A 23618-nucleotide genomic window follows, 5' to 3' on the forward strand; every position below is an offset into this window, starting at 1 on the left:
GCCTTGCGCGACCAGCACGCGCAGCACCGTGCCGTGACCGGGCTGCGACCACAGCGAGAACTGGTCCGAGAGCCGCCGGATCGCGCCGAGCCCGGTGCCCGGCGTGCCCGCGGTCGAGTGGCCGTCGGCGAGCGCGGCGTGCACGTCGCTCATGCCGGGGCCGCGGTCGAGCGCGATCAGCTCCACGCCATGGTCGAGCGCGCGCACCAGCAGTTCGCCGTGACCCGCGTGCTTGAGGATATTGGTGGCCGCCTCCGTGAGCACGATCGCGAGCCGCCCGGCGCGCGTCTCGTCGAGACCGGCCAGATGCGCGGCCTGCGCCGCGCCGCGCCGCGCGAACGCCACGCCGCTCGCGTCGCCGATCTCAAAGGAGCGATGCGTGCCGCCGGCCATGCCGGAGGCGCCGTCTAGCGTACTTTCCATTTCGTGATGGTCACGGTGGTGCCGTTGCCGGGCGTCGAGTCGATCGAGAATTCGTCGCACAGGCGGCGCGAACCGCCGAGCCCGAGCCCGAGGCCGTTGCCGCTCGTGAAACCGTCCCGCAGCGCGCGTTCGATATCGGCGATGCCGGGGCCGCCGTCGATGAACGTCAGGCGCAAGCCCACGCGCACGCCGGACGTCAGCACCTCGACGCGCGCGTCGCCGCCGCCGCCGTGCTGGAGCGTGTTGCGCGCGAGCTCGCTGGCCGCCGTCACGAACTTGGTCTGCTCGATCAGCGAAAAGCCCTGGGCGATGGCCTGGTCGCGCACGATCTGGCGCAGCCGGACGATCTCCTCGTCCGAGCGCAGGCTCACCTCAGCCACAATCTGTGCGCTCGCGCCGGTGCCGTTCATGTCGAAAGCAAACGCCATGCTAGGCGCGACGCTGCTTGAGCAGCGCCATGCCCTTGTCGACGTTCAGGGCGGTGCGCACGCCGTCGAGCGTGAGCCCGAGTTCGACCAGCGTGATCGCCACCGAAGGCTGCATGCCGACCACCACGGTCTGCGCATCGAGCACCATCGCCATCGCGGCGGTGTTGCTGATCATGCGGCCGATGAAGGAATCGACCACGTCGAGCGTGGATATGTCGATCAGCACGCCCTTGGCCGACTCCTTGACGATGCGCGCCGTGAGGTCGTCCTGTAGCGCCATTGCGAGACGGTCGTGCATGTCCACCTGAATCGTGACGATCAGGCAGTCGCCCATGCGCAGAATCGGAATGCGGTCCATTGCGCGTCCTCCTTCGTCGTGTATCCGTGCGCCGTCGTTCACGTCGCCCGGTCGCTCGCGCCGTTCAAGACGCGGCCTTCGGCGTGACGATGGTCGAGCCGGTGCGTTGCAGCGCGACCGTGAAGGCGTCGGCGAGCGTGGATTTGGTGGTGACGTTGGTCAGATCGACGCCCAGATGCACGATGGTCTGCGCGATCTGCGGACGGATGCCGCTGATGATGCAGTCCGCGCCCATCAGGCGCGCGGCGGCCACGGTCTTGAGCAGATGCTGGGCGACCAGCGTGTCGACGGTCGGCACGCCGGTGATGTCGATGATCGCGAGACTCGCGCCGGTATCGACGATCTTCTGCAGCAGGCTTTCCATCACGACCTGGGTGCGCGCCGAGTCGAGCGTGCCGATCAGCGGCAGCGCGAGGATGCCTTCCCAGAGCTGCACGACCGGCGTGGACAGTTCGAGCAGTTCTTCCTGCTGGCGCGTGATGATCGCCTCGCGGCTTTTCTGGAACGCTTCGGTCGTGTAGAGGCCGAGGCCGTCGAGCAGCAGATTGACCGACCAGCTCAGGTCGGCGAGTTGCGCGGCGTCGCTCGCGAACGCTTCGCGCAGGCGCGCGTAGAGCGGCTGCTTGAGCGAGAACACGAAGGTGGCCGTCTCGACCGGCGTGTAGCCCTGGCGCGCGCGGTGCGCGGACATGTCGGCGAGGAAGGCGCGCACCGGCTCCCATTCGGGACGCAAGGCGTCGAAGGTCTCGGCGCGCGCGAGCGTGTCGAGAAAGGTGTTCAGAAAGGCGGAGAACTGTTCGCGGATCTCGGCTTCCATCGCCAGGCCGCGGCGCAGCGCGATCGGCAGATGCAGGCGGATCCAGTCGGCCAGCAGGGCGTCGCGGTGCTGATTCAGGACGTCCGCGAGGCGGGCCCGGTCGGGTGTAGTCATGCGACCTCCTCTCCGTGTCGGCGGTCTCTTTTTCGAGACGAACCGCTGAACCTTACACCATCCACCCGATTGAAGCTATTACTCACACGGAAAAGGTTCGCGAACATGAAGACGGCCGATACGTGCCTGAGCGCACCTTCGCGGCCCGCCAATCCTGCTGTAATCACGGGGCTTTTCGCTTTTTCATGGCGTGCTTGTAGTTTTTACAGAGTCGAGGCGATGCGGGCGCGCGAAGCAGGGCGCGCCCGCACCGCGCGGCCTTGGTGCGGCAACGCACGCAGCGGGGAAGAAGTCGGCTTGCAGGCCGAAAACGCGGCTGGTACGGAGCTTGCTCCAGTTAGCCCGCCACACACAAAAACGAGGAGAGGGGTGCCACATGAAGATCGATCCCGTTTCACGACAGGAATCGACGCCGGGCAGTCTTGCGAGCGGAACGGCAGGGGCCGTGTTCACCGCGTCGCCGGGCTTGCCGGACGCGCAATCCGGGGACGAGCAGGATGCAGGGAGTGTTTTAGGCGGCGACGTGCTGTCACGCTTGTCGTGGTGCGTCGCCTGGCTGTTCGGGCTGGAGGCGTTCTTCGCCGAGCCCACGGCCCAGACCGGCTGGCAGATGGCTAACAGGCAGGGTAGTGTAGGGAGGAAGCGCGATTGAGCTGTTCATAAGCGCGCAATCAGGGCCGGTGCGGCGCAAGCCGTGCCGGCCGTCACATTTTATCGATCCGCGTTTCGGCGCTTCTGCGGCGCATTTGCGGCACATCTGTCATCCCGAAGTCATCCCCAAGTCACGCGCCGACAGATGCTGGCCGTCACCGGGAAACATCTGTAACCAGGTTTCTTCATATGTAACGTAACGTAACAGCGCGCCTCGGGCGCAGCCCGGCGTTGCGTTACGCTTGCGCACTTCCGGTCGACTTCGGGCGACGTCGAACCGCGACGCGGACTCCGTCACGGGCCGATGTCACTGGCCGCAGTCACTGCGCGATCGCCGCCGCGATTTCAGTCAGTTTCAGCCAGTTTTCAGTCCGCCCGGCACCCGCCGCGCACCGGCCCGCTGCCCGCATCGCGGCCGCGCTGGCGGCGACGCTTTAGACTGGTCGTCAGCGGTCCTCGCGCCGCCCATCCGCCCCGCGCCCGCGCAGCGTCGCGCGCCGGCCCGCTTCCCCACGATCGAGACGGACGAGATATCGAATGAAGAGGCTCTTTTTGCTTGCCGCGCTGTTCACCAGTTTCGTGACGGGCTTCGTCCCGGCCGCGCGCGCCGCGCAGGAGGTCGACCAGTCGGACCCGCAGGCGCTCATCAAGACGGCGACCCAGCAGGTGCTCGACGAAGTGCGCGCGCAGTCCATCGCGCCCGACGACATCGCCCGTATTCGCGCCATCGTCGATCGCGACATCCTGCCTTACGTCGATTTCCGCCGCACCACGCAGCTCGCGATGGGGCCGCACTGGCGCCAGGCGACGCCCGCGCAGCAGCAGCAGGTGATGGAGCAGTTCCAGCTCCTGCTGATCCATCTGTATGCGGGCGCGCTCGCGCAGCTCAAGCCCGACCAGCAGATCGACTATCAGCCGATGCGCAACGCGCCCGGCGACACCGACGTGGTCGTGCGCACGCTCGCGCAGACGAGCGGCAAGCCCGTCGAGATCGACTACCGGCTCTACAAGACGCCGCAGGGCTGGCGGCTCTACGACCTGAACGTGCTGGGCGCGTGGCTGATCCAGACCTATCGCGCGCAGTTCAACGAGAAGATCCAGCAGGGCGGCGTCGATGGGCTGATCCAGTTCCTCAGCTCGCGCAACCAGGAGTTGCAGGCGGGCAAGCCTTGACGTGCCGCGCCGGAGCCGTCTGGAACTGCGCGGCGCGGCGCACATGCGTTACGCTCACGTCCCGGCGCGCGCCATGCTCTGAATGACCGGGACTAACACGCAAACCCGCACGCAGACCCGCCCGCCGCCGCGCCTGGAGCCGGGCGACTACGATGAAAACCAGACGGGCGCCGACGCCCGAACCCTTACCGCAACGCTGACCGCTTCGCCATGAATTTTCCGCTGCCGCCCGACGCGTCGTCTCGCCGACCGTCGGATTCCGCTTCCGAGGGGTCGCATGCCGCTTCCGACGGCGCCGCCGAGCGCCTGTCCGACGACGCGTCCGGCCGACCGTACCCCATGCCCTGGCAGGTGCCGCATCCCGGCTCGGCCACGGGCCGCCGCAACCGCGTGTTCCCGCCGAGCACGCCCACGGTCCACACGCTCGCCTCGGTCATCACCGGCGTGGCGGTGGTCTGCGCGCTGTACTTCGGCCGCGCGGTGCTGATTCCGATCACGCTCTCGGTGCTGCTGAGCTTTCTGCTCGCACCGCTCGTCAACACGCTGCGGCGCGTGCGGCTGCCCGAGTTCCTGTCGATCCTGATCGCCGTGCTCGCCACGGTGCTCGCGCTCGCGGGCGTGAGCGCGCTGATCGGCGCGCAGATCGTGCAGCTCGCCGCCGACCTGCCGCAGTATCAGGAGGAGATCGAGCAGAAGGTGCAGACGGTGCAGCAAAAGACCGTCGGCCGCGCCGATTCGCTGATGACGCGCGCCGCCGTCGCGCTGCAGCGCGTGACGCCCACGCCGCCGCCCGCGCCGCCGCAGCCGCGCGGCCGCGCCGCGCGCAACCAGCCGCAGCAGCCGATGCCGGTGGAAGTGCACACGCCCGCGCCCACGCCGCTGCAACTCGCGCAGCGTGCGTTCTCGCCGGTGGTCGCGCCGCTGGAGACCGGCTTCATCGTGCTGGTGGTGACGATCTTCATCCTCTTGCAGCGCGAGGATCTGCGCGACCGCCTGATCAGCGTGTTCGGCTCCGACGACCTGCACCGCACGACCACCGCCATCAACGACGCTTCCGAGCGCCTGTCGCGCTACTTCGTCGCCCAGCTCGGCGTGAACGTCTCGGTGGGCGCGGTGCTGGCGATCGGGCTGGCGGGCATCGGCGTGCCGGGTGCGCTGCTGTTCGGCGCGCTCTCGGCGCTGCTGCGCTTCGTGCCGTACATCGGCATCTGGATCGCCGCCGTGCTCGCCACGCTGCTCGCCGCCGCCATCCAGCCGCAATGGACGATGGCGGTGTGGACGCTGGTCTTCTTCATCGTCGTCGATGTGGTGGCGGGCCAGTTCGCCGAGCCGATGCTCTACGGACGCCGCTCCGGCCTGTCGCCGCTCGCGGTGGTGGTGGCGGCGATTTTCTGGAGCTGGCTCTGGGGGCCGGTCGGGCTCGTGCTGTCGACGCCGCTCACGCTGTGCATCGTCACGCTCGGCCGTTACGTGGATCGCCTGAACTTTTTGACCATCCTGCTCGGCGACCAGCCCGCGCTCACGCCCGCGCAGACCTGCTATCAGCGTCTGCTCGCCGACGATCCGCACGAAGCGCTGCTACAGGCCGACCGCCTGCTCAACGAGATGCCGCTGATCGACTATTACGAGCAGGTCGTGTTCGAAGGCTTGCGCTTCGCGCGCAACGACGTGCTGCGTGGCGTGCTGCCTGTCGAGCAGATCGCGCGCATCAACCAGGCGCTGCTCGATATCGTCGAGGATCTCGATTCCGTGGACGATTCGCGCCATGCGTCGCGCGGCAATGGCAACGGCAACGGCGGACACGGCGCGCGCAAGCAGAGCGCCGCCGGGCTGGCGGCCGAACTGCCCGCCGAGATCCCCAACGACGGCCGCGCGGTGCTCTGCGTGCCGGGGCGCGGCGCCTTCGACGACGTGGCGGTGGCGGTCGTCTGCCAGCTGCTCGGGCGCGCGAAGATTCCGAGCGCGGCGACCACCTACGAGGAAGTGCGCGCCACGCGCGCGGGCATGGTGGATGCGCAGACGAGCGCGGTCTGCGTGGTGTCGCTCGACGCCGCGGAGTCGCCGCCGTACCTGCGCAACCTGGTGCGGCGGCTGCGCGAGCGTGCGCCCGACGCGTCGATCGTGGTGGGCATCCGCGCCGTGCGCAGGGAGGAAGGCATGAGCATCGCCGACGACGCCCTTACGCAACTCGCGCCGACGCTGCGCGATCTGGTGGAGGCGTGCGGCACGGCGCTCGTCCAGCCGCGAGGCTGAGCGAACGCGTCGGCGAACTCGGCGATCCGGGCAGACGGGGAAAGTGTGGCGAGCGTGGCGAACGTTGTTTGCGCGTGACACGCAATATGACAGTCACGCGCGCGTCACATTGGACCTCGATCATATGCGGCCCTGCGCCCCTGGTTGCATTCCAGAGGTGTCGATCAAGGAGAGGAGAAGTGCTAAGCCCCCACGAGTTTGCCACGCTGATGCTGATCCGCCACGCGCCGGAGCAGATCGATATGAACCGCCACGAACTCGATATTCTGTTCGAGCGGCAGCTCGTCGCGCTCGAACAGCGCGCCGAAGGCATTCGCCGCCTGTCGCTCACGAACGCGGGCCGTTCGCTGCTCGAAGCGCTCGGCCGCGCGGAAACGTGCCTTGTGCCGCACGAGGAAGCCGGCAGTTACGACGCGCATTGAATGTCGATTGAGCGTCCATTAAACGTCTATTGAACATCGAACGCGGCGCGCGCAACTGAGCGTGCCGCGGCGATATCTGTTTCGGCGAAGTTCTTTCGTCGTTCGAACTATCCCCGTTTTTTCTTTTTCTTCGCTTCCGGCGCACGCAAAAAAAAAGCGCCGGCGGCTTCCCGTCGGCGCTGAATACTTCGACTCTGCATGGTCCCAGAATGAACGGGGACAGGGTATGGCACGCGGCGCCGGACCGGCAAGTCAGGCGGCCCATCGCCGCGCTCCATGAACGGATTAACGGATGACACCGCGATTCGGTGCATCAGGACAAACCCGTCCTTTCGCCGGGTGTCGCGGCATGTCGCGACGTATTGCGGCATGTCGCGTCCTGACGTTCAGCATCGCTGAACGTTTTCGGCTTGAGCTTTGCGCTCGCGTGCCGATTCCCGTGCGCTTAGCGGCGGTCGGTCCAGACCGTCTGCACGTTGCAGAACTCGTGCATGCCGAAGCTCGACAGCTCGCGGCCGAAACCGCTTTTCTTCACGCCGCCGACGGTCACGCGCGGGTCCGTCGCCACGTCGCCGTTGATGAAGACCGCGCCGGTTTCCATCTGCGCGGCCATGGCGTCCGCGCGTTCGAGGTCGCGGGTCCAGATCGTGCCGCCGAGACCGAATTCGCTGTCGTTCGCCATCTCGACCGCGTGCTGCGCGTCGCGCGCGACGATGATCGACGCGACCGGGCCGAACAGTTCCTCGCGGAACGACGTCATGCCGGGCTGGACGTCGGCGATCACGGTCGGTTCGTAGTAGTTGCCCGGGCCTTCGACCTTGTGGCCGCCCAGCACGAGGCGCGCGCCTTCGGCGAGCGTGCGCTCGACCTGGCCATGCAGCTCGTCGCGCAGATCGTAGCGCGCCATCGGGCCGATGAAGTTTGCTTCGTCGCGCGGCGAACCCATGCGCAGCGCCTTCACGGCTTCGACGAAACGCGCCTCGAATTCGGCGGCCACCGGCGCTTCGACGATCAGACGCTTGGCCGCGAGGCAGACCTGGCCCGTATTGCCGAAGCGGCCCAGCACGGCGGAGCGCACGGCTTCGTCGAGATCGGCGTCGGCGAGCACGATAAAGGCGTCCGAGCCGCCCAGTTCGAGCACGCACTTCTTGAGCGCCGCGCCCGCGAGCTGGGCGATGGCCGCGCCCGCGCGCACGCTGCCGGTCACGGCGACGGCGGCGATGCGCGTGTCGGCGATCACCGGCGCGACGTCTTCCGGCGGCAGGTTCAGCACTTCGAACGCGCCGGCGGGCAGGTCGGTGGCGGCGAGCGCGTCGCGCAGCAGGTAGGCGCTGCCCATCACGTTGGGCGCGTGCTTGAGCACGTAGGTATTGCCCGCGAGCAGCATGCTCACCGCGCCGCGCAGCACTTGCCAGATCGGGAAGTTCCACGGCATCACCGCGAGAATCGGGCCGAGCGGACGGAATTCCTGACGCGCCGTGCCTTGCAGGACCGGCGTCGGCGTGGGCGCGAGCATGGCCGGGCCGTTCTCCGCGTACCACTCGCACAGCGCCGCGCACTTCTCGACTTCGCCGCGCGCCTGGGCGATGGGCTTGCCCATTTCGTCGGCCATCATCAGCGCGAATTCGGTCTTGCGCTCGCGCAGCACACGGGCGAGCTGGACCAGCACGTTCGCGCGTTGCGCCACGGGCGTGTCGCGCCAGATGCGCGCGGCGGCGGCGGTGCGCGTGAGCGCCGCCTCGACGGCCTCGCGGCTGTCGAATGCGTGACGGGCGATGATCTCGCCGGTTGCGGGATTGAGCGAGACGGCGTGTTCCGTGCGGGTTGCTGCGGTCATGGTGGGCTCCTTGAGCGAGTGATTGCTGCAAGGATACGGGCTGGTAATGCTCAGTGAAAGTGAATAATATTGAACAAATTGTTCTCTCGGAGCGAATGCATGGAACTGGCCCAATTGCAGATTTTCAGGGAAATCGCCGACGCGGGCAGCGTGCAGGCCGCCGCGCAGCGCCTGCATCGCGTGCCGTCCAATCTCACGACGCGGCTGCGCCAGCTAGAAGAGGAACTGGGCGCGGAGCTGTTTATCCGCGAGAAGATGCGGCTGCGGCTTTCGGCGACGGGCGCGGCGTTTCTCGACTACACGCGCCGCATACTCGATCTCGTCGACGAAGCAAAACTCTCGGTGGCCGGCGACGAGCCGCGCGGCGCGCTACCGCTCGGCTCGCTCGAAAGCACGGCGGCCGTGCATATTCCGCCCGTGCTGGCGGCGTTTCACCAGCGTTATGCCGATGTGACGCTCGAATTTTCGACGGGGCCGTCGGGCGAACTGATCGACCGCGTGATCGAAGGCGAGCTGGCGGCCACTTTCGTGGACGGCCCGGTCGCGCATCCGGCGCTCACGGGCGTGCCCGTTTTCGACGACGAACTGATCCTGATCTCCGCCGCGAACCGCGCGCCGATCAAACGCGCGCGCGACGTGAACGGCGCGAATCTCTACGCATTCCGCTCGAACTGCTCGTATCGGCGCACCTTCGAGCGCTGGTTCGAGGAGGACGGCGCGGCGCCGGGGCGTATCTTCGAAATGGAGTCGTATCACGGCATGCTCGCGTGCGTCTCGGCGGGCGCGGGGCTCGCGCTCATGCCCGCGAGTCTGCTCGACAGCCTGCCGAACCGCAGTGCGGTCAAGGCGCATCGGCTGCCGGCGGCGTATCGCAAGGTGAATATCTATCTGGTGTGGCGGCGCGATTTGCGCTCGCCGGCCGTGCAGCGGCTTGTCGAGATGCTGGAGACGCAGCGCAAGGCGGGCGCGCAGACCGGGCAGACTGGGGAAAGCGCGAGCGCGTGAGGGCGTGTCGGTGAAGTGCTAGCCGTGCTTGGGCGGCAAGGGTTGATCGAGGCCCGGCTCGGTCGGCGCGGGGACGGCGTCGCCGAATGGCCGGGGCAGGTCGGCGGGCGGAGCGTCTTGATCGGGCGCGGGTTCGGGCGTTTGGTCCGGCCTGTCGTCGGACTTGTCGTCAGGCGTCTTGTCGCGCGATTTCGGCGGCAGCGGCTGGTCGAGGCCCGGTTCGGTCGGCGCGGGAATGGCGTCGCCGATGGGTTTGGGCAGATCGGTGGGGCGGGTGTCGTCGTTGGGCGGCGTGTCGGGGGCGTCGGCGCGCTCGTCACGTGCATTGCTGTCGCTGGATGGCGTGCTCATCGTTTGACTCCCTGAATCGGGTGATCGTGCTCGATGTTCTGCATGGACCATGCCAATCGCGGCCTTGCCCCGTCTGACGGTGCATCTCAGGCGCGACGGCGAGCGGTCAGATTGATCGACGCGGTAAGCGCTGCTCTGGCGCTTGAAAAATCTGCGCGCGCGGCGCGGTGACGCGATCCGATATAGTGTCGGCGCGTAGTTTTCTTTGAGCCTGTCTTCAAGCCCTTCAGCAAGCGAACCCCATGCAAATCCTCGTCGATGCCGACGCGTGTCCCGTCGTCGTGAAGGACATCCTGTTTCGCGCGGCGCGCCGCGTCGAAGTGATCGTGACGCTGGTCGCGAACCAATATCTGCGCACGCCGACGTCGCCGTTCATCCGCTCGATTCAGGTGCCCGCCGGCTTCGACGTGGCCGATAAACGCATCGTCGAGATGGCCGAGCCCGGCGATCTGGTGATCACGGCCGACATTCCGCTCGCGGCGGCGGTGCTGGACAAGGGCGCACGCGCGCTGGATCCGCGCGGGAGCTGGTTCACGGCTGAGAATATTCGCGAGCGGCTGACAGTGCGCGACGCGATGGAGCAGCTGCGCAGCGCGGGGATCGACACCGGCGGCCCGGCGCCTTATGCGCTGCGTGACAGCCGGACCTTTGCGGGCCAGCTGGATCGATTCCTCGCGACGGCCGCCACGCCGAAGCGCGGGACGTCATGAGTCGACCGGATGAGTGCGGCCAAACCATGCAATTAATGCATGCGACCGACGAAAACAGCCGTGCCCGCGCCGCGCGCTACCGGGAGGTGCGCGGGTAAGCGGGCACACGCCGACGACGGCCTCACCCGGGCATTCGCGCCGGGGACGGCCGTTCAGCGGCTAACTGCGGGCTAACTGCTTAGCGGCGACGAGCTTGCGCCGGACGCGGGCCACCGCCCGATGCATCCTTGTGGCGGAAGTTGATGCGGCCCTTCGTCAGGTCGTAGACCGACAATTCGAGCGTGACGCGGTCGCCCGCGATGATGCGAATGTGGTTCTTGCGCATGCGGCCCGACGCGTAAGCGTTCACGACCACGCCGTTTTCGAGCGTGACGCGATACTTGCTGTCCGGCAGCACTTCGTCGACGACGCCGTCGAGTTCAAGCAGTTCTTCCTTCGCCAAATCCATTCCTCCTGAAATACACAATGCCGCGCTCGCGGGGAGCGCGCTGAGATGCCCTGTACGAACGCCGTCGGCTCGCTACGGTTGCCCGGTGCCCCGCGCCCGCGATGCACGCGGACGAGACGGCAAATGCGCTCGGGAACCGGCAACGGCGAGGCCCTCGGCCGCCAGAATCAGGCGATCCCGCACCGCGACGTTCGTCCGCCAATGCGTGGGCAACTCGTGCTCTTGATGAGCCAACCGTGAACACGGACGTGCTGGCGTGAGCCAGATTATCCGCCGGAACGACCATCGGGCGCGTGTGCACCAGGTGTCCTGGCCTGCGGGCGCAGCGAACACAAACGCGGGAACACGCACAAGATACGCGTGGCGTGTGACAGCCACGGTCTGAGACAGGGCAAGCGCGTCCAGCCAGAGGCCGGACGCGATGCAAACACCTTACAGCGGCGTGATGTTCGAAGCCTGGAGGCCCTTCGGACCACGCTTGGTTTCGTAGCTGACCTTCTGGCCTTCTGCCAGGGTCTTGAAGCCCGTGCCACGCACTTCCGAGAAGTGAGCGAACAGGTCGTCGCCGCCCTTGTCCGGGGTGATGAAGCCAAAGCCCTTGCTGTCGTTAAACCACTTGACGGTACCGGTTTCCACTAGAAAATCCTTGAATAAACAATAAACACACATGCGCCCCGGAAAAGGGCGAATAAAGTATCAAGCAGGAGAGGTCAACGAGAGCCGCTAATGTCGATCAGCCGAAGCAGACCGGTAGCGGCAAAAGATGAGCAGACACAGCTGAAGATTTACCTGTCGACATTACACGAAGTCGGGCATCTGGTCAAGTGCTTGTGTGCGTGCGGCGTTGCGGATCGCTCGCCCTTTTAGGCGAAGTGCGCGACGGGCGCCTCATACGTCACAGCGGCATTACAACGCCGCCCTCGACCTTGAACCCGGCGATCAGCGTATTGAGCGAATTCGCGTGCTCGGCGAGCGACGACGCGGCCGCCGCGCTTTCTTCGACCAGCGCCGCGTTCTGCTGCGTGACTTCGTCCATCTGCGTGACGGCGAGGCCGACCTGCTCGATGCCGTCGCTCTGCTCGCGCGAGGCGGCGGCGATTTCGTGGATCAGCGTGGCGACGCGCGTCGTCGAGGTCTGGATCTCGGCCATCGCGCCGCTCGCCTCGGTGACGAGTTCCGCGCCGCTCGCCACGCGTCCCGTCGAGCCCGCGATCAGCGCGCCGATCTCGCGCGCGGCCGCCGAGGCGCGCTGCGCGAGATTGCGCACCTCGCCCGCGACCACGGCGAAGCCGCGTCCTTCCTCGCCCGCCCGCGCCGCTTCGACCGCCGCGTTGAGCGCCAGGATATTCGTCTGGAACGCGATGCTCTCGATCGTGCCGATGATGTCGGTCATCTTCGACGAACTGGCATGAATCTCGTGCATCGTCTGCTCCATGCGCGTGACCGCGTCGCGGCCGCGCCCGGCCACGTCGGAGGCGCCGAGCGCGAGTTCGCGCGCCTGCTGCGCGTGGACCGCGTTGGCCTGCACCGTGCCGATCAGCTCCTGCATGGCCGAAGCCGTCTGCGCCAGCGACGACGCCTGTTCCTCGGTGCGCTGCGAGAGGTCGAGATTGCCGGTGGCGATTTGCTGCGTGGCGGTCGCCATCGCGTTCGCGCCGCTGCGCACCTGCTCCATCGTCTCGCGCAGGCGCGTCTGCATCGCTGCGAGGCTGTCGAGCAGCAGGCCCATTTCGTCGGCGCGATGGGCGGTGACGCGGGTCGTGAGATCGCCGGCCGCGATTGCCTCGAAATGCGCCATCGCCGCGCGCAGCGGGTCCATCACCGCGCGACGCAGGCCGCGCCAGCTCAGGAACGCGATCAGCAGCGCCAGCGCGATGCTCGCGCCGCACACCACGCCGAGCGTGTGGAAGCGCTCGCTCGATTGCGCGTCGGCGCGTCGCGCGGCTTCGTCGAGATAGTTTTCGAGCGCGCCCTGGCTCGTGTTCATCGCGGTGTAGAGGCCGATCAGCTCGGCGGCGCGGTGCTCGTCCATCCAGCTCGTGTCGCCGCTGCGGATGGCGGCGATCAGGCGGTCGATCGCGTCGCGCCGCACGGCGCCGCGTTTGGCGTCGAGGTCGTCGGTGAGCGCCTGGAGTTCGGCGGTCTTGGGCAGCGCGCGGAACTGCTGCCACCAGCGGTCCGATTCGGCGAGCAGCATTTGCGCGCGGTCGAGCTGCGGGCCGAGTTGCGGCGAATGCGGATTCGCCACCGCCCAGTCGAGACCGAAGCGCGCGCGCGACATGGCCGTGCCCGATTTGCCGAGCGCCACCGCCGATGCGAAATGCACCGCATACGCGTCGTGCTGCGCGCGATTGGTCAGATCCATGCCGATCAGGCTGACAACGCCCATCGCCACCACTAGTGCCCCGAGTGTCACGACCGTCAGCGCGAGTCGCAAATTGATAGTCAGGCTTTTCATTATTGTTCCATATACGAAACATCATGCCGCGTATGGAAAGTATAACGGCACGTTCGCACTGGAAATTAATCGGGTTCGTTGGGTGTTTACCCTTGGGGCTGGCGAGCGCTCGGGCGCAATTTATACAGTTTATATGTACAGTTAAACTGTACATATGCTAGTCTTCGCCCATGACAACGCGATCCCTTTCCCACTCGACCGATAGCGCCACCAATAGCGCCATAGACAGCGCCACCGATCTGCCCGCGCTGGCGGGCGAGTTGCGCGTGGCCGTCGGCAAACTGGTCCGGCGTGTGCGCGGACAGGCGCAGGCCGGCGATTTCACCTCGTCGCAGAAGTCGGTGATCGTGCATCTGGACCGCAGCGGTCCGGCCACGGTCTCCGAACTGGCGCGCGCCGAGAGCGTCAAGCCGCAGTCCATGCGGATCACCGTGGCGGGGCTGGAGGCGCTGGGCGTGGTCGAGGGCGAGGCCGATCCCGACGACGGGCGCAAAACGCTCATCAAGCTCACGTCCGCGTTCCGGCGCAAGCTGCACGCGAGCCGCGCCGCGAAAGAGGACTGGCTCGTGCAGGCGCTGCAGGCGCAGCTTTCGGCGAAAGAGCGGGCCGCGCTCGCCGATGCCGTGAAGCTGCTGCAACGTCTCGCCGACTTCTAAACCGCTTCGTCACGCCAGTCACGCCACGGAATCTCATGCCTTACACCGCGCTCGACCCCAACACGGCGCTCATCGTCGTCGACTTGCAGAAGGGCATCGTGGGTGCGCCCTTCGTGCATCCCATCGAACCCGTGATCGAACGGACCCGCGCGTTGCTGCGCGCGTTTCGCGCGCGCGGCTTGCCGGTCGTGCTGGTCAACGTGGCGGGCGTCGCGCCCGGACGCACGGAGCGGCCGCGACGCCACGACGTCCTGCCCGAAGGCTGGACGGATTTCATCGACGATCTTGACCAGCAGCCCGCCGATATCGTCGTGACGAAGCGCACGTGGGGCGCATTCGCCCACACCGCGCTCGACGCGCGTTTGAAGGCGCTGGGCGTCACGCAAGTCGTGATCACGGGCGTTGCGACCGGCACCGGCGTCGAATCGACCGCACGTCAGGCCTACGAACTCGGCTTCAACGTGAGCCTCGCGATCGACGCCATGACCGACGCGCGCGCCGAGGCGCACGACTACAGCATCGCGCACGTTTTTCCCCGCCTGGGCGAAACGGGCGTGGCTCAGGACATCATCGATTTACTTGCCGCGAGGAGCGTCTGAAATGGTTGGGTCACAGGTTGTTGCGTACTTCTTTGGCGGCGCATTGCTCGCGAATGCCGTGCCGCATTTCGTCGGCGGCGTGATGGGCGAGCCGTTTCAGACGCCGTTTGCGAATCCGCCGGGCAAGGGCTTGTCGTCGTCGACGGTGAATGTGCTGTGGGGATGCTTGAATTTCGTCGCGAGCTATTTTCTGGTCTGCCGCGTAGGCGATTTCTCGCTGAAGACGAGCGCCGATGTCGTGCCGTTCGGGCTCGGCGTGCTGGCGATGGGGCTGTTCGCGGCGCGCCACTTCGGCGCGCTGCATGGCGGCAATACGCCGAAAGGCACCTGATTCAAGGCCTTCGGCACGCATAAAAAAACGCGCCTCGTGAAATACGAGGCGCGTTTTATATTTTCGCGGAATGCGCGGATGACGAAAATAATTCGCCATCCGAATCAATTATCAAGCCGCTGCAATTTCGATTACGTCGTCGGCTTCTTCGATTGCCGTGGTTTTCGCCGCGTGCTCGCGAATCAGGCGATACACCGTTTCGCCCGGCACCGTTTCCTCGTCGAGCAGCCGGTCGGCGATGGCGCGCAATACCGGTTCGTTCGCGCGCAGCAGCGCGAAACAGGCGTCGTTGAGTTCGTGCAGCAGCGCATTCGCGTGCTCGATCGCGCTCTTGAGTTGCAGTCCCGCCACCTGCTGCGGCAGCGCGGCGAGACTGAACAGATTGCCGTCGGCGTTGAAGCCGTGTTTCGACACCATGTCGAGCCCGATGCGCGACGCTTCCTGCAAGTCCTGCGCGGCGCCGCTCGATGCTTCGTCGAACATCAGCAGTTCCGCGTTGCGCCCGCCGAGCAGCACCTGAATCTCGTTGCGCATTTCCGTTTCGCGGTACAGATACTTGTCCTGCATCTTCGTGATGAGCGCCACGCCGAGCGCGCCGCCGCGCGGCAGGATCGTCACTTCTTCGAGCACGCCGGTGCCGAGCAGCGCGGCCACGAGTCCGTGGCCCGCTTCGTGAATCGCGATGCGCGTGCGTTCGTCGTCGGACAGCGCGCGCTCCGCGCCGTTGATATCGCCGATGCGCGCGATCTTGATGGCTTCGAGAAAATGCGCCGCGCCCACATGGCGATCGCCCGCCTTGCGCGCGACGAGTCCGGCCTGATTGACGATCATCGAGAGCGTGGCGGGCGAGAGGCCGGTCGTGAGCCGCGCGAGCTGGTCGAAATCGATGTCGTCGGTTTTCGTCTTCAGATTGGCCGCGTAGAAACGCAGGATGTCCGCGCGGTCTTCGAGATCGGGCACGCGCACGGCCACGGTGCGATCGAAGCGGCCAGGGCGGCGCAGCGCTTCGTCGAGATTGTCCGGATGATTGGTCGCGGCCACGATGATGATGCCTTCGTTCGACGCGAAACCGTCCATTTCCGCGAGCAGCTGATTGATGATGCGGTTGCTCTCCGCTTCGACCGGGCCGCCGCCCGTGTCGGTGCGCTTGCCGAGGCCGTCGGCTTCGTCGATGAAGATGACCGTGGGCGCGTTCTTGCGCGCGAGTTCGAACAGGCGTTTCACTTTCTGGATGCCGACGCCGTAATACTTCGCGCTGAAATAGCTGCCCGTGATCGCGATGAAGCTCGCGCCGCATTCGCCCGCGAGCGCCTGCGCGAGACGCGTCTTGCCGACGCCGGGGCCGCCCGTCATGAGGATGCCGCACGGCGCGCGCACGCCCATGCCGGTGAATTGCGCGGGTTCGGTGAGCCACGCGCGCACGTCGGCGAGCGCGGATTTGGCTTCGCCCGCGCCGATCACATCGTCGAAACGGAGCACGGGCGGCTTGCCGAGCAGTTGCGCGCCGCCCGTCATTTCGCGGCGCACGAACCACGCGAGGCCGCCGAGCATGAGCACGGAGAGCAGCAGGCTCAGCGCGTCGCGCACATGGTCGAAGGTGTCGCTCCAGCGCGCGAGGCCGGTGCGCACGTTGGCGTCCGGCAGCCACACGAGTTGCCAGGGCGCGGCGCCGTCCGGTTTCAGGTCGCCGAGCAGCAGGGCGTTCGAGAACGTGCCGTTGTGATCGGCGACGTAATATTTATCACCTTGCAGGGTCGAAACCAGAATCGCGTCGCGGCTCACGCCGATGGCGCGCACGTCATGCGCGCGGATATCGCCGAGCATGGCCGACACGTCTTTCTCGCGATGCGTCCACGCGGACGCGTCGTGACGCATCTCGCTCGCCACGCCGCTGAGCGCTTCGGGCTGGGACTGCGTGACGGGCTCGGCCGGCTGTTGCCGCCAATGCAGAAAACCCACGGTTGCCGCGAGCGCGGCCACCGCCGCCCCGCACGCCACATAGCGGCCAACACGTGACCAGAGCGAATTTCTTGCCGGTTTCATCGAACACTTCCTGCGCGGGCCCGCTGGCGCGGTGCCCGAAAAACATCGTACGGGAGGGACTGGCGGCGCGAATCTCGGATGGTCGAGCGTTCGGCCTGAATGGAGGCGGATTGAAAAATCCCGACTGAAAAAATCGTTAGCAATGCGAACACGACCCTGTTTACTCGCATTTCTCCATTGGCATTATGCCCGCGCATTATGCCTGCGTTAACCGGCAATCAAAAACCGGGAATAGCACAACAAGTGGTTTCAATCCGCGCATATGATTGGGGACGGTGCGCCGGTTCGGCGCGGGAATGGCGCTTGCTCAATGACCCAGACCGCCCTTGCATCGCGTCGGGCGTACGACACATCCCACACCGGACGGAGGTCACATCATGCTGTATTACGCGCTGGTATTTTTCATCGTCGCGATCGTTGCGGCGGCTCTGGGCTTCGGCGGCATCGCGGCTGGCGCCGCCAGTATCGCGAAGATACTGTTCTTTATCTTCCTCGTTATTTTCCTCGTCACGCTCGTCATGGGTCTGGTGCGACGATAACGGCGCGTGGATTCATAGGTGTTCGAAGTAATTGAGAAGATAAGCGGATTTATTGTGCGGGCGGCGACTCCTCCGGTCGCCGCCCGCGCGAATGCGTTTTCACGCGCTTGACCATTGCGCCCGTTCGACGTTAGCATCGTCGGCATGAATCTTTTTTCCGCCTCCCTCGTTTTCATCCCGCGCGCATGTTGTCAGCCCATGCCGGGGGCAGGCTGCGTCTAGCGTCGGTACACGTCGCGCTTTACGACAACCCATTGCCATCTGGCCGCCCGTTGAAAAACCGGCGGCCTTTTTGTTTTTCCCCTTTCGTTTTTCTTCCACCGCTATCGAACCGGAGAAGCCCGATGCCGCTCGCGCTGTACGACACCTGGTCGCGCGCCCTGCGTCCTTTCACGCCCATTCAAGCCGCTAGCGTGGGGATGTACTGCTGCGGACCGACCGTCTACGACCACGCGCATATCGGCAATCTGCGGACCTATGTGTTCGAGGACGTGCTGCGCCGCGTGCTCGCGCGCAACGGTTATACGGTGCGGCACGTCGTCAATATCACCGATGTCGGCCATCTGACTTCCGATGCCGACGAAGGCGAGGACAAGATGGAAAAAGGCAGCCGCCGCACGGGCGAATCGGCGTGGGCTATCGCGCGGCGCTATACCGAAGCGTTCGTCGGCGACTGGCGCGCGCTGAATCTGCTGGAACCCACGGTGTGGTGCCGCGCGACCGATCACATCGGCGAACAGATTGCTTTCATCGCCGATATCGAGCGCGCGGGTTACGTCTATCGCACGGACGACGGTCTCTATTTCGACACCGCGAAGCAGGACGATTACGGCTTTCTTGCGCGCCTCGAACGGGCGGGCTTGCAGGCGGGCAAGCGCGTGGCGCTCGGCGCGAAACGCAACATCACCGACTTCGCGCTATGGAAGTTCAGCGCGCCCGGCGTGCAGCGCCAGATGGAGTGGGGCAGCCCGTGGGGACGCGGCTTTCCGGGCTGGCATATCGAGTGCTCGGCGATGTCGGCGAAATACCTGGGCACGTGGTTCGATATTCATTGCGGCGGCGAGGATCATGTCGCCGTGCATCACAGCAACGAAATCGCGCAGACCCAGGCGGCGCACGGCACGCGGCTCGCGAACTTCTGGCTGCACGGTCACTTTCTGACGCAGCAGGGCGACGCGAAGATGTCGAAGTCGGGCGGCGATTTCATTCGTCTGCAGACGCTGCGCGAGCGGCAGGCGGAGCCGCTCGCGTATCGCTATCTGTGCTTGACCGCGCACTATCGGAGCACCCTGCAGTTCAACTGGGACGCGCTGCGCGCCGCGCAAACGGCGTTGAACCGGTTGCGGCGGCTGTATGTCGGCTGGCCCGAAGGCGGTGTCGCCGATGCGGATTACGTCGCGCGTTTCGATGCCGAGGCGAACGACGATCTGAACTTGCCGAAGGCGCTCGCCGTGCTCTGGGATCTCGTCAAGAGCGGCTTGCCGTCCGCGACCCTGCGCGCGACCGTCGACGTATTCGATGCGGTTTTAGGCTTGGGTCTGAGCGACTGGCGGCCTGCCGAAACGGAGATTCCGGCAGACGTTCAGGCGTTGCTGAACGAACGCGAACAGGCGCGCGCGGCGAAAGACTGGGCGAGCGCCGATGCCTTGCGCGACGCGCTCGACGCGCAAGGCTGGCGCATCGAGGACGGCGCACACGGCCCACACCTCGTGCGCCAGACGTCGCCCGCCACAAGCCCGTGATCAGCGCCATGAGCGCATTGCATCACGCCTGCTGCGGATGCAGGCGTCGATGCATCGGCCCGAGCGCGAGCGAGATCAGCACGCAGACGCCCAAAATGCCGACCAGCGCGAACATCGAAATGCGAAAGCCCTGCACGTAATCGAGCGCGGCCGGATGCGCGCCGAGGTGCGAGAAGAACACGCCGCCGAGCGTCGCCGCGCCCACGGCCGCGCCGATCTGCAAGGTCGCCGTGACCATGCCGGAGGCCACGCCCGCGCGCGCCGGCTCGACTTCCGCGAGCACGATGCGCACGACCGAAGGCAGCACGAGGCCCTGGCCGACGCCCATCGCCGCGAGGCCGAGGTAGAAGCCCGCGCCGGGAGCACCCACGTTCGCGAGCGACGCGGCCGCCGCGAGGCCGAGCGCGATCAGCGCGAAGCCGAGCGTCAGCACGCGATAGCCGCCGAGGCGGAACACGAGGCGCGGCATCAGCAGCGGACTCGACAGAAAGCCGAGACCGAACGGCAGGATCGCCACGCCGCAAGCGAGCGGCGTCCAGTGCAGCGCGCCTTGCAGATAAATGCCGTAGCTCAGGAAGAACGCGCTCAGCGTGTAGAACAGAAACGCGAGCGTGAGGCCGAGCGCCACGACCGGATTGCGAAACAGGCGCACGTCGAGCAGCGGATCGTGGCCGCGCGCGAGACTGCGTGCTTCCACGCGCAGTAGCGCGCCAAGCATCGGCACCGAGGCGGCCAGGCAGATCAGCATCCACGTGGGCCAGCCTTCCTCGCGTCCGCGCGTGAGCGGATAGACGAGCATCAGCAGAAAGAGCGAGAGCAGCACGGTGCCCGGCACGTCGATGCGCGCGCCGCGCGGCGGGCGGCTTTCGGGAATGAAGCGCCAGCTCCCGAGCAGCGCGAGCGCGCCGATCGGCAGATTGACGAGAAAGATCGCGCGCCAGCCGAGCCCGAACGGATGCAGGCTGATGAGCGCGCCGCCGCCGAGCTGGCCGATCACCGCAGCGACGCCGAACACGAAGCCGTAGAAGCCCATCACGCGCACCTGTTCGTGCGGCGTGAACACGCTGCGGATGGTCGCGAGCACCTGCGGCGCGAGCACGGCGGCGAACAGCCCCTGGAGGATGCGCGCGCCCACCAGCATCGCGCCCGAGGTCGCGAGCCCGCAGAGCGTGGAGGCGAGCACGAAGCCCGCCATGCCGATCATGAACATGCGCTTGCGGCCGTAGAGGTCGCCCAGGCGTCCGCCGGTGATCTGCGCGACCGCGTTGGCGCAGGCGTAGGCGGAGACCACCATCTGGAGCTGCGCGGCGCTGGCGGCGAGCCCCGTGTGGATGGCGGGCAGCGCGAGATTCACGATGAAGTAATCGACGGGCGGCAGGATGGCGCCCACCAGCAGGACCACGAGCGCCCAGCCGTGATGGCTGCGCGCGGCGGGGGCCGAAGCTTGGGCCGAAGCCGGCGTGGGGGCGGCTGAAGGGCAGACCGCCACGCTCGGCGCGGCGGCAAGTGAAGAGTCGGTCATGATGAACCTGTGTCGAAAGCGGGGGCGGATCGATGGAGACGACATCGCCGCCGATGAAGCCTGAACGAACCGGTATCTTAGGCGTCGCGCATCCTCCAGAAAAGCCGGAATTTGCGGTAGTATTCATCGAGTAATTCGATGGATAGGAGCAGGCCGTGCGAGGCTTCGAACTCGACCAGTTGCGTACCTTCACCGTGGTGGCGGAAGCGGGCAGCCTGACGGCGGCCGCGCCGTCGCTGAATCTTTCGCAGTCCACCGTCAGCGACCAGATGCGCAAGCTGGAGGCGCGCGCGGGCGTGCCGCTGTTCGTGCGCAGCAAGCGCGGCGTCGAGCCCACGCCCGCGGGGTCGCGGCTGCTCACGCACGCGCGGCGCATCGTGGCGCTCAACGAAGCCGCCTTCGACGAAGTGCGCGGCCAGGCGATCAAGGGCGAACTGCGCGTGGCGATCACCGACTATTTCCGCACGCACGAGGTGGCGGGCATGCTCGCGCGGCTGCGCGAGTGCTACCCGCAGCTGAGCCTGCACGTCAGCACGATGAAAAGCACCGAGATCGAACTCGCGCACGCGCGCGGCCAGATCGATATCGGCGTGGTGATGAACATGTCGAACGGTCCGGTGCGGCCCGCACAGGGCGATCCGCGCTGGGTGCTGCGCCGGGAGCCGCTGCACTGGGTGGCGTCGCCGACGCTGGCCGAAGCGCTGCCCGAGCCGCTGCCGCTCGTGCTGCTGCCCGGCGACTGCATGCTGCATCAGATCGCCGTGAGCCTGCTCGAGGCGCACCGACGTCCGTTCGTGATGGTGCATAGCGCGTCCGGCGTGGCGGGCTTGCAGTCGATGCTCGCGGCGGGCCTCGGCGTGGGCTGCCTCTGCGCCTCGGCGATCACCGACGGGCTCATGAAGCTCGGCGCGCGCCACCGTCTGCCCGCGCTGCCCGAGGCCGTGTTCTCGCTCACGCCGCCGCTGCCCGGCGAGCGCGAGACGGTCGCGCAGGCGCGCGAAGTCCTGTCGCGGCAATTGCTGGTCTGATATCCCCGCATCCGAACGACTGAATTCCTGACCCATGCCCTTGAGCCAAGACGCGCTGGACCGGCCGCCGTTGAACCACGCCGATGCCGCAAATACAGTGAATGCAGCCGATGCCGCCGATGCCGGTACGCACGCCGAACCGCTCGAAGCGTCGCCGCGCGACGTGCTCAAACGCGTCGTGAGCGCCTCGCTCGTGACGGCGTTCGAGATGTTCGACTTCACGGTGTTCGGTTATTTCGCGGCGATGATCGGCGCGAAGTTCTTCCCGGCGAGCGACCCGATGACCTCGCTGCTGCTCGCCGTCGGCACCTTCGGCGTGGGCTTTTTCATGCGGCCGCTCGGCGCGCTCGCGCTGGGCGCGTACGCCGACCGCGTGGGCCGCCGCGTCGCGCTTACGCGCACCGTCTGGCTCGCGGGGCTCGGCACGGCGGCAATCGCGCTGTGCCCGGATTACGCCACGATCGGCGTGGCTGCGCCCCTCGTCGTGGTGCTGGCGCGCGCGCTGCAAGGCTTCGCGCTCGGCGGCGACATCGGCGTGGCGGCGGCGTATCTGCTGGAAGCGGGGCCGGCGTCGCGTCGCGGCGCGCGCCTGAACTGGCAGATCGCGAGCCAGGGCGCGGCGGCATTGCTCGGCGCCGTGTTCGGTCTGGTGCTCACGCATCGGCTTTCCCCGCAGGCGCTCGAAGCGTGGGGCTGGCGCGTGCCGTTCTGGTTCGGGCTGCTCGTGCTGCCGGTCGGCGTGTATCTGCGTAGCCGCCTGCACGACATCGACGATATCGGCAACAAAGGAGATACACGCGACACCCCGCGCGAACCGCTCGCGCCCGCCGCGCCGCCTTTCGTCGAACTCTGGCGCGAGCATGGCCGCACGCTCGGCCTCGCGATGCTGATGGTCATGGGCCAGACGATTCCGGTCTACGCCATCGTCTATTTCATGCCGAGCTATGTGATTCGCGTGATGCATCTGCCCGCGAGCACGGGCTTCGCGGTGTCGGCGTTGTCGGCGCTGCTGCTGTTCGCGCTGCCGCCCTTCGTCGGCCGTCTGCTCGACCGCCTGCCGCGCCGCAAGCCGGTGGCGCTCGCGGGCATCGCGGCGACCACGCTGCTGAGCACGCCCGTTTTCCTGCTGATCGACAACGTCCGCAGCCTGCCCGCGATGCTGGTCGGCGTCGGCCTGATCAGCGTGTCGATGACGTTCAGCGCGGGCACCGTCGCCTTGCTCGTGCTCGAAGCGCTGCCCGCGCGCGTGCGCGCCAGCGGCCTCGCGCTCGCATATGCGCTGAGCGTGGCGCTGTTCGGCGGCACCGCGCAATTCATCGTCACGGCGCTGGTGAAGTGGAGCGGCAATCCGCTCGCCGCCGCCTGGTACGTGACGCCCGCGTGCTGCGTGAGCCTGTGCGCGGTGGCGCTGTTCAAGGAGCGGCGCGAGGAGGGATAGGCGCGACGAAGGCGGCGGCGGAAGCGGTGACGAAAGCCGCGCGCGGCGTCTTGTAAACAAGCAGCCGTCGGCCGCGATGAGTGGCGATTGCACTAACCCAGAGCGCGAAGGTGGCGCGGCCGGCTCAATCGCAGTTCGGACTGGCGCGGCGCGAGCAGGAGAACGTCCCGCTTACGTTAGAGACGTTTCCCCTCGCTGCCTGTTTGCCTCGCGTGAACCAGGGTGGCAAGGAAGGCGGGCGACCGGCGCAGTGCGACTCGTTGCGGTCGCAG

Annotated in this window: 24 protein-coding genes; 13 read left to right on the forward strand and 11 right to left on the reverse strand. The window is 66.9% G+C overall.

Going from position 1 to position 23618, the window contains the following annotated elements:
• The 4 genes from LDO54_RS16175 to LDO54_RS16190 all read right to left on the reverse strand — a co-directional run.
• On the reverse strand, positions 1-423 hold a 423-nt coding region (locus tag LDO54_RS16175; protein WP_224011702.1), incomplete at its 3' end, for an ATP-binding protein.
• Entirely contained in the window at positions 408-833 is a 426-nt protein-coding gene (locus tag LDO54_RS16180) for an ATP-binding protein (protein WP_224011888.1), read from the reverse strand. The genes LDO54_RS16175 and LDO54_RS16180, both read right to left, overlap by 16 nt.
• Positions 834-852: 19 nt before the next feature.
• Positions 853-1209, reverse strand: coding sequence for an STAS domain-containing protein (locus LDO54_RS16185; protein ID WP_224011703.1), 357 nt, complete (start codon positions 1207-1209; stop codon positions 853-855).
• Positions 1210-1273: 64 nt separating this feature from the next.
• The gene (locus LDO54_RS16190) at positions 1274-2140 is read right to left on the reverse strand and encodes an STAS domain-containing protein (RefSeq protein WP_224011704.1); all 867 of its coding nucleotides are present in this window, start codon (positions 2138-2140) and stop codon (positions 1274-1276) included.
• Between the two features lie 376 nt (positions 2141-2516).
• Here LDO54_RS16190 and LDO54_RS16195 point away from each other — a divergent pair, with 376 nt between their 5' ends.
• The 4 genes from LDO54_RS16195 to LDO54_RS16210 all read left to right on the forward strand — a co-directional run bounded on the left by LDO54_RS16195 (position 2517) and on the right by LDO54_RS16210 (position 6639).
• The gene (locus LDO54_RS16195; protein WP_224011705.1) at positions 2517-2792 is read left to right on the forward strand and encodes a hypothetical protein; all 276 of its coding nucleotides are present in this window, start codon (positions 2517-2519) and stop codon (positions 2790-2792) included.
• Positions 2793-3328: 536 nt separating this feature from the next.
• Positions 3329-3964 (forward strand): MlaC/ttg2D family ABC transporter substrate-binding protein, encoded by a 636-nt coding sequence (locus LDO54_RS16200; protein WP_224011706.1) that lies wholly within the window; start codon positions 3329-3331, stop codon positions 3962-3964.
• A 339-nt stretch (positions 3965-4303) separates the two neighbouring features.
• Positions 4304-6217, forward strand: coding sequence for an AI-2E family transporter (locus LDO54_RS16205; protein ID WP_224011707.1), 1914 nt, complete (start codon positions 4304-4306; stop codon positions 6215-6217).
• A gap of 179 nt (positions 6218-6396) precedes the next feature.
• The gene (locus tag LDO54_RS16210; protein WP_224011708.1) at positions 6397-6639 is read left to right on the forward strand and encodes a hypothetical protein; all 243 of its coding nucleotides are present in this window, start codon (positions 6397-6399) and stop codon (positions 6637-6639) included.
• A gap of 445 nt (positions 6640-7084) precedes the next feature.
• Here the strand turns inward: LDO54_RS16210 and LDO54_RS16215 are convergent, their stop codons facing one another.
• Positions 7085-8476 (reverse strand): aldehyde dehydrogenase family protein, encoded by a 1392-nt coding sequence (locus LDO54_RS16215; protein ID WP_224011709.1) that lies wholly within the window; start codon positions 8474-8476, stop codon positions 7085-7087.
• Positions 8477-8575: 99 nt separating this feature from the next.
• Here LDO54_RS16215 and ptrR point away from each other — a divergent pair, with 99 nt between their 5' ends.
• Complete coding sequence (gene ptrR, locus LDO54_RS16220; protein WP_224011710.1) at positions 8576-9481, forward strand: putrescine utilization regulator PtrR; 906 nt, start codon at positions 8576-8578, stop codon at positions 9479-9481.
• A gap of 18 nt (positions 9482-9499) precedes the next feature.
• Here the strand turns inward: ptrR and LDO54_RS16225 are convergent, their stop codons facing one another.
• On the reverse strand, positions 9500-9832 hold the full coding sequence (locus tag LDO54_RS16225; RefSeq protein WP_224011711.1) for a hypothetical protein: 333 nt from the start codon (positions 9830-9832) through the stop codon (positions 9500-9502).
• 242 nt (positions 9833-10074) lie between these two features.
• Here LDO54_RS16225 and LDO54_RS16230 point away from each other — a divergent pair, with 242 nt between their 5' ends.
• Positions 10075-10542, forward strand: coding sequence for a YaiI/YqxD family protein (locus tag LDO54_RS16230; RefSeq protein WP_224011712.1), 468 nt, complete (start codon positions 10075-10077; stop codon positions 10540-10542).
• Positions 10543-10720: 178 nt separating this feature from the next.
• Here LDO54_RS16230 and infA read toward each other — a convergent pair whose 3' ends face one another.
• The 3 genes from infA to LDO54_RS16245 all read right to left on the reverse strand — a co-directional run bounded on the left by infA (position 10721) and on the right by LDO54_RS16245 (position 13448).
• Entirely contained in the window at positions 10721-10984 is a 264-nt protein-coding gene (gene infA, locus LDO54_RS16235) for a translation initiation factor IF-1 (protein WP_065064888.1), read from the reverse strand.
• A gap of 438 nt (positions 10985-11422) precedes the next feature.
• Complete coding sequence (locus tag LDO54_RS16240; RefSeq protein WP_065064791.1) at positions 11423-11626, reverse strand: cold-shock protein; 204 nt, start codon at positions 11624-11626, stop codon at positions 11423-11425.
• Positions 11627-11885: 259 nt separating this feature from the next.
• Positions 11886-13448 carry a methyl-accepting chemotaxis protein gene (locus LDO54_RS16245; protein WP_224011713.1) on the reverse strand — a complete coding sequence of 521 codons (1563 nt, stop codon included), beginning with the start codon at positions 13446-13448 and terminating at the stop codon, positions 11886-11888.
• A gap of 170 nt (positions 13449-13618) precedes the next feature.
• On the opposite strand from LDO54_RS16245, the gene LDO54_RS16250 reads away from it, so the two are divergent.
• Genes LDO54_RS16250 through LDO54_RS16260 form a run of 3 tightly spaced genes read left to right on the forward strand, consistent with a single transcriptional unit; the run spans position 13619 to position 15034 of the window.
• The gene (locus LDO54_RS16250; protein WP_224011714.1) at positions 13619-14104 is read left to right on the forward strand and encodes a MarR family winged helix-turn-helix transcriptional regulator; all 486 of its coding nucleotides are present in this window, start codon (positions 13619-13621) and stop codon (positions 14102-14104) included.
• A 35-nt stretch (positions 14105-14139) separates the two neighbouring features.
• The gene (locus LDO54_RS16255) at positions 14140-14703 is read left to right on the forward strand and encodes an isochorismatase family protein (protein WP_224011715.1); all 564 of its coding nucleotides are present in this window, start codon (positions 14140-14142) and stop codon (positions 14701-14703) included.
• 1 nt (position 14704) lies between these two features.
• On the forward strand, positions 14705-15034 hold the full coding sequence (locus LDO54_RS16260; protein ID WP_224011716.1) for a hypothetical protein: 330 nt from the start codon (positions 14705-14707) through the stop codon (positions 15032-15034).
• A gap of 111 nt (positions 15035-15145) precedes the next feature.
• Here the strand turns inward: LDO54_RS16260 and LDO54_RS16265 are convergent, their stop codons facing one another.
• A complete protein-coding gene (locus LDO54_RS16265; protein WP_224011717.1) occupies positions 15146-17077 on the reverse strand; it encodes an AAA family ATPase in 1932 nt (643 codons plus the stop codon).
• Positions 17078-17454: 377 nt separating this feature from the next.
• Here LDO54_RS16265 and LDO54_RS16270 point away from each other — a divergent pair, with 377 nt between their 5' ends.
• Positions 17455-17616, forward strand: a complete 162-nt coding sequence (locus tag LDO54_RS16270; RefSeq protein ID WP_224011718.1) for a DUF1328 family protein — start codon at positions 17455-17457, stop codon at positions 17614-17616.
• 344 nt (positions 17617-17960) lie between these two features.
• Complete coding sequence (gene cysS, locus LDO54_RS16275) at positions 17961-19358, forward strand: cysteine--tRNA ligase (RefSeq protein ID WP_224011719.1); 1398 nt, start codon at positions 17961-17963, stop codon at positions 19356-19358.
• 22 nt (positions 19359-19380) lie between these two features.
• On the opposite strand, the gene LDO54_RS16280 is transcribed toward cysS, so the two are convergent.
• Positions 19381-20880, reverse strand: coding sequence for an MFS transporter (locus LDO54_RS16280; protein ID WP_224011720.1), 1500 nt, complete (start codon positions 20878-20880; stop codon positions 19381-19383).
• A gap of 155 nt (positions 20881-21035) precedes the next feature.
• Here LDO54_RS16280 and LDO54_RS16285 point away from each other — a divergent pair, with 155 nt between their 5' ends.
• Positions 21036-21908 (forward strand): LysR family transcriptional regulator, encoded by an 873-nt coding sequence (locus LDO54_RS16285; protein WP_224011721.1) that lies wholly within the window; start codon positions 21036-21038, stop codon positions 21906-21908.
• Between the two features lie 34 nt (positions 21909-21942).
• Positions 21943-23346 carry an MFS transporter gene (locus tag LDO54_RS16290; protein ID WP_224011722.1) on the forward strand — a complete coding sequence of 468 codons (1404 nt, stop codon included), beginning with the start codon at positions 21943-21945 and terminating at the stop codon, positions 23344-23346.
• The last annotated feature ends 272 nt before the right edge of the window (positions 23347-23618 follow it).

The sequence above is a fragment of the Paraburkholderia tropica genome (assembly GCF_914484835.1).
GTDB lineage: Bacteria > Pseudomonadota > Gammaproteobacteria > Burkholderiales > Burkholderiaceae > Paraburkholderia > Paraburkholderia tropica_A.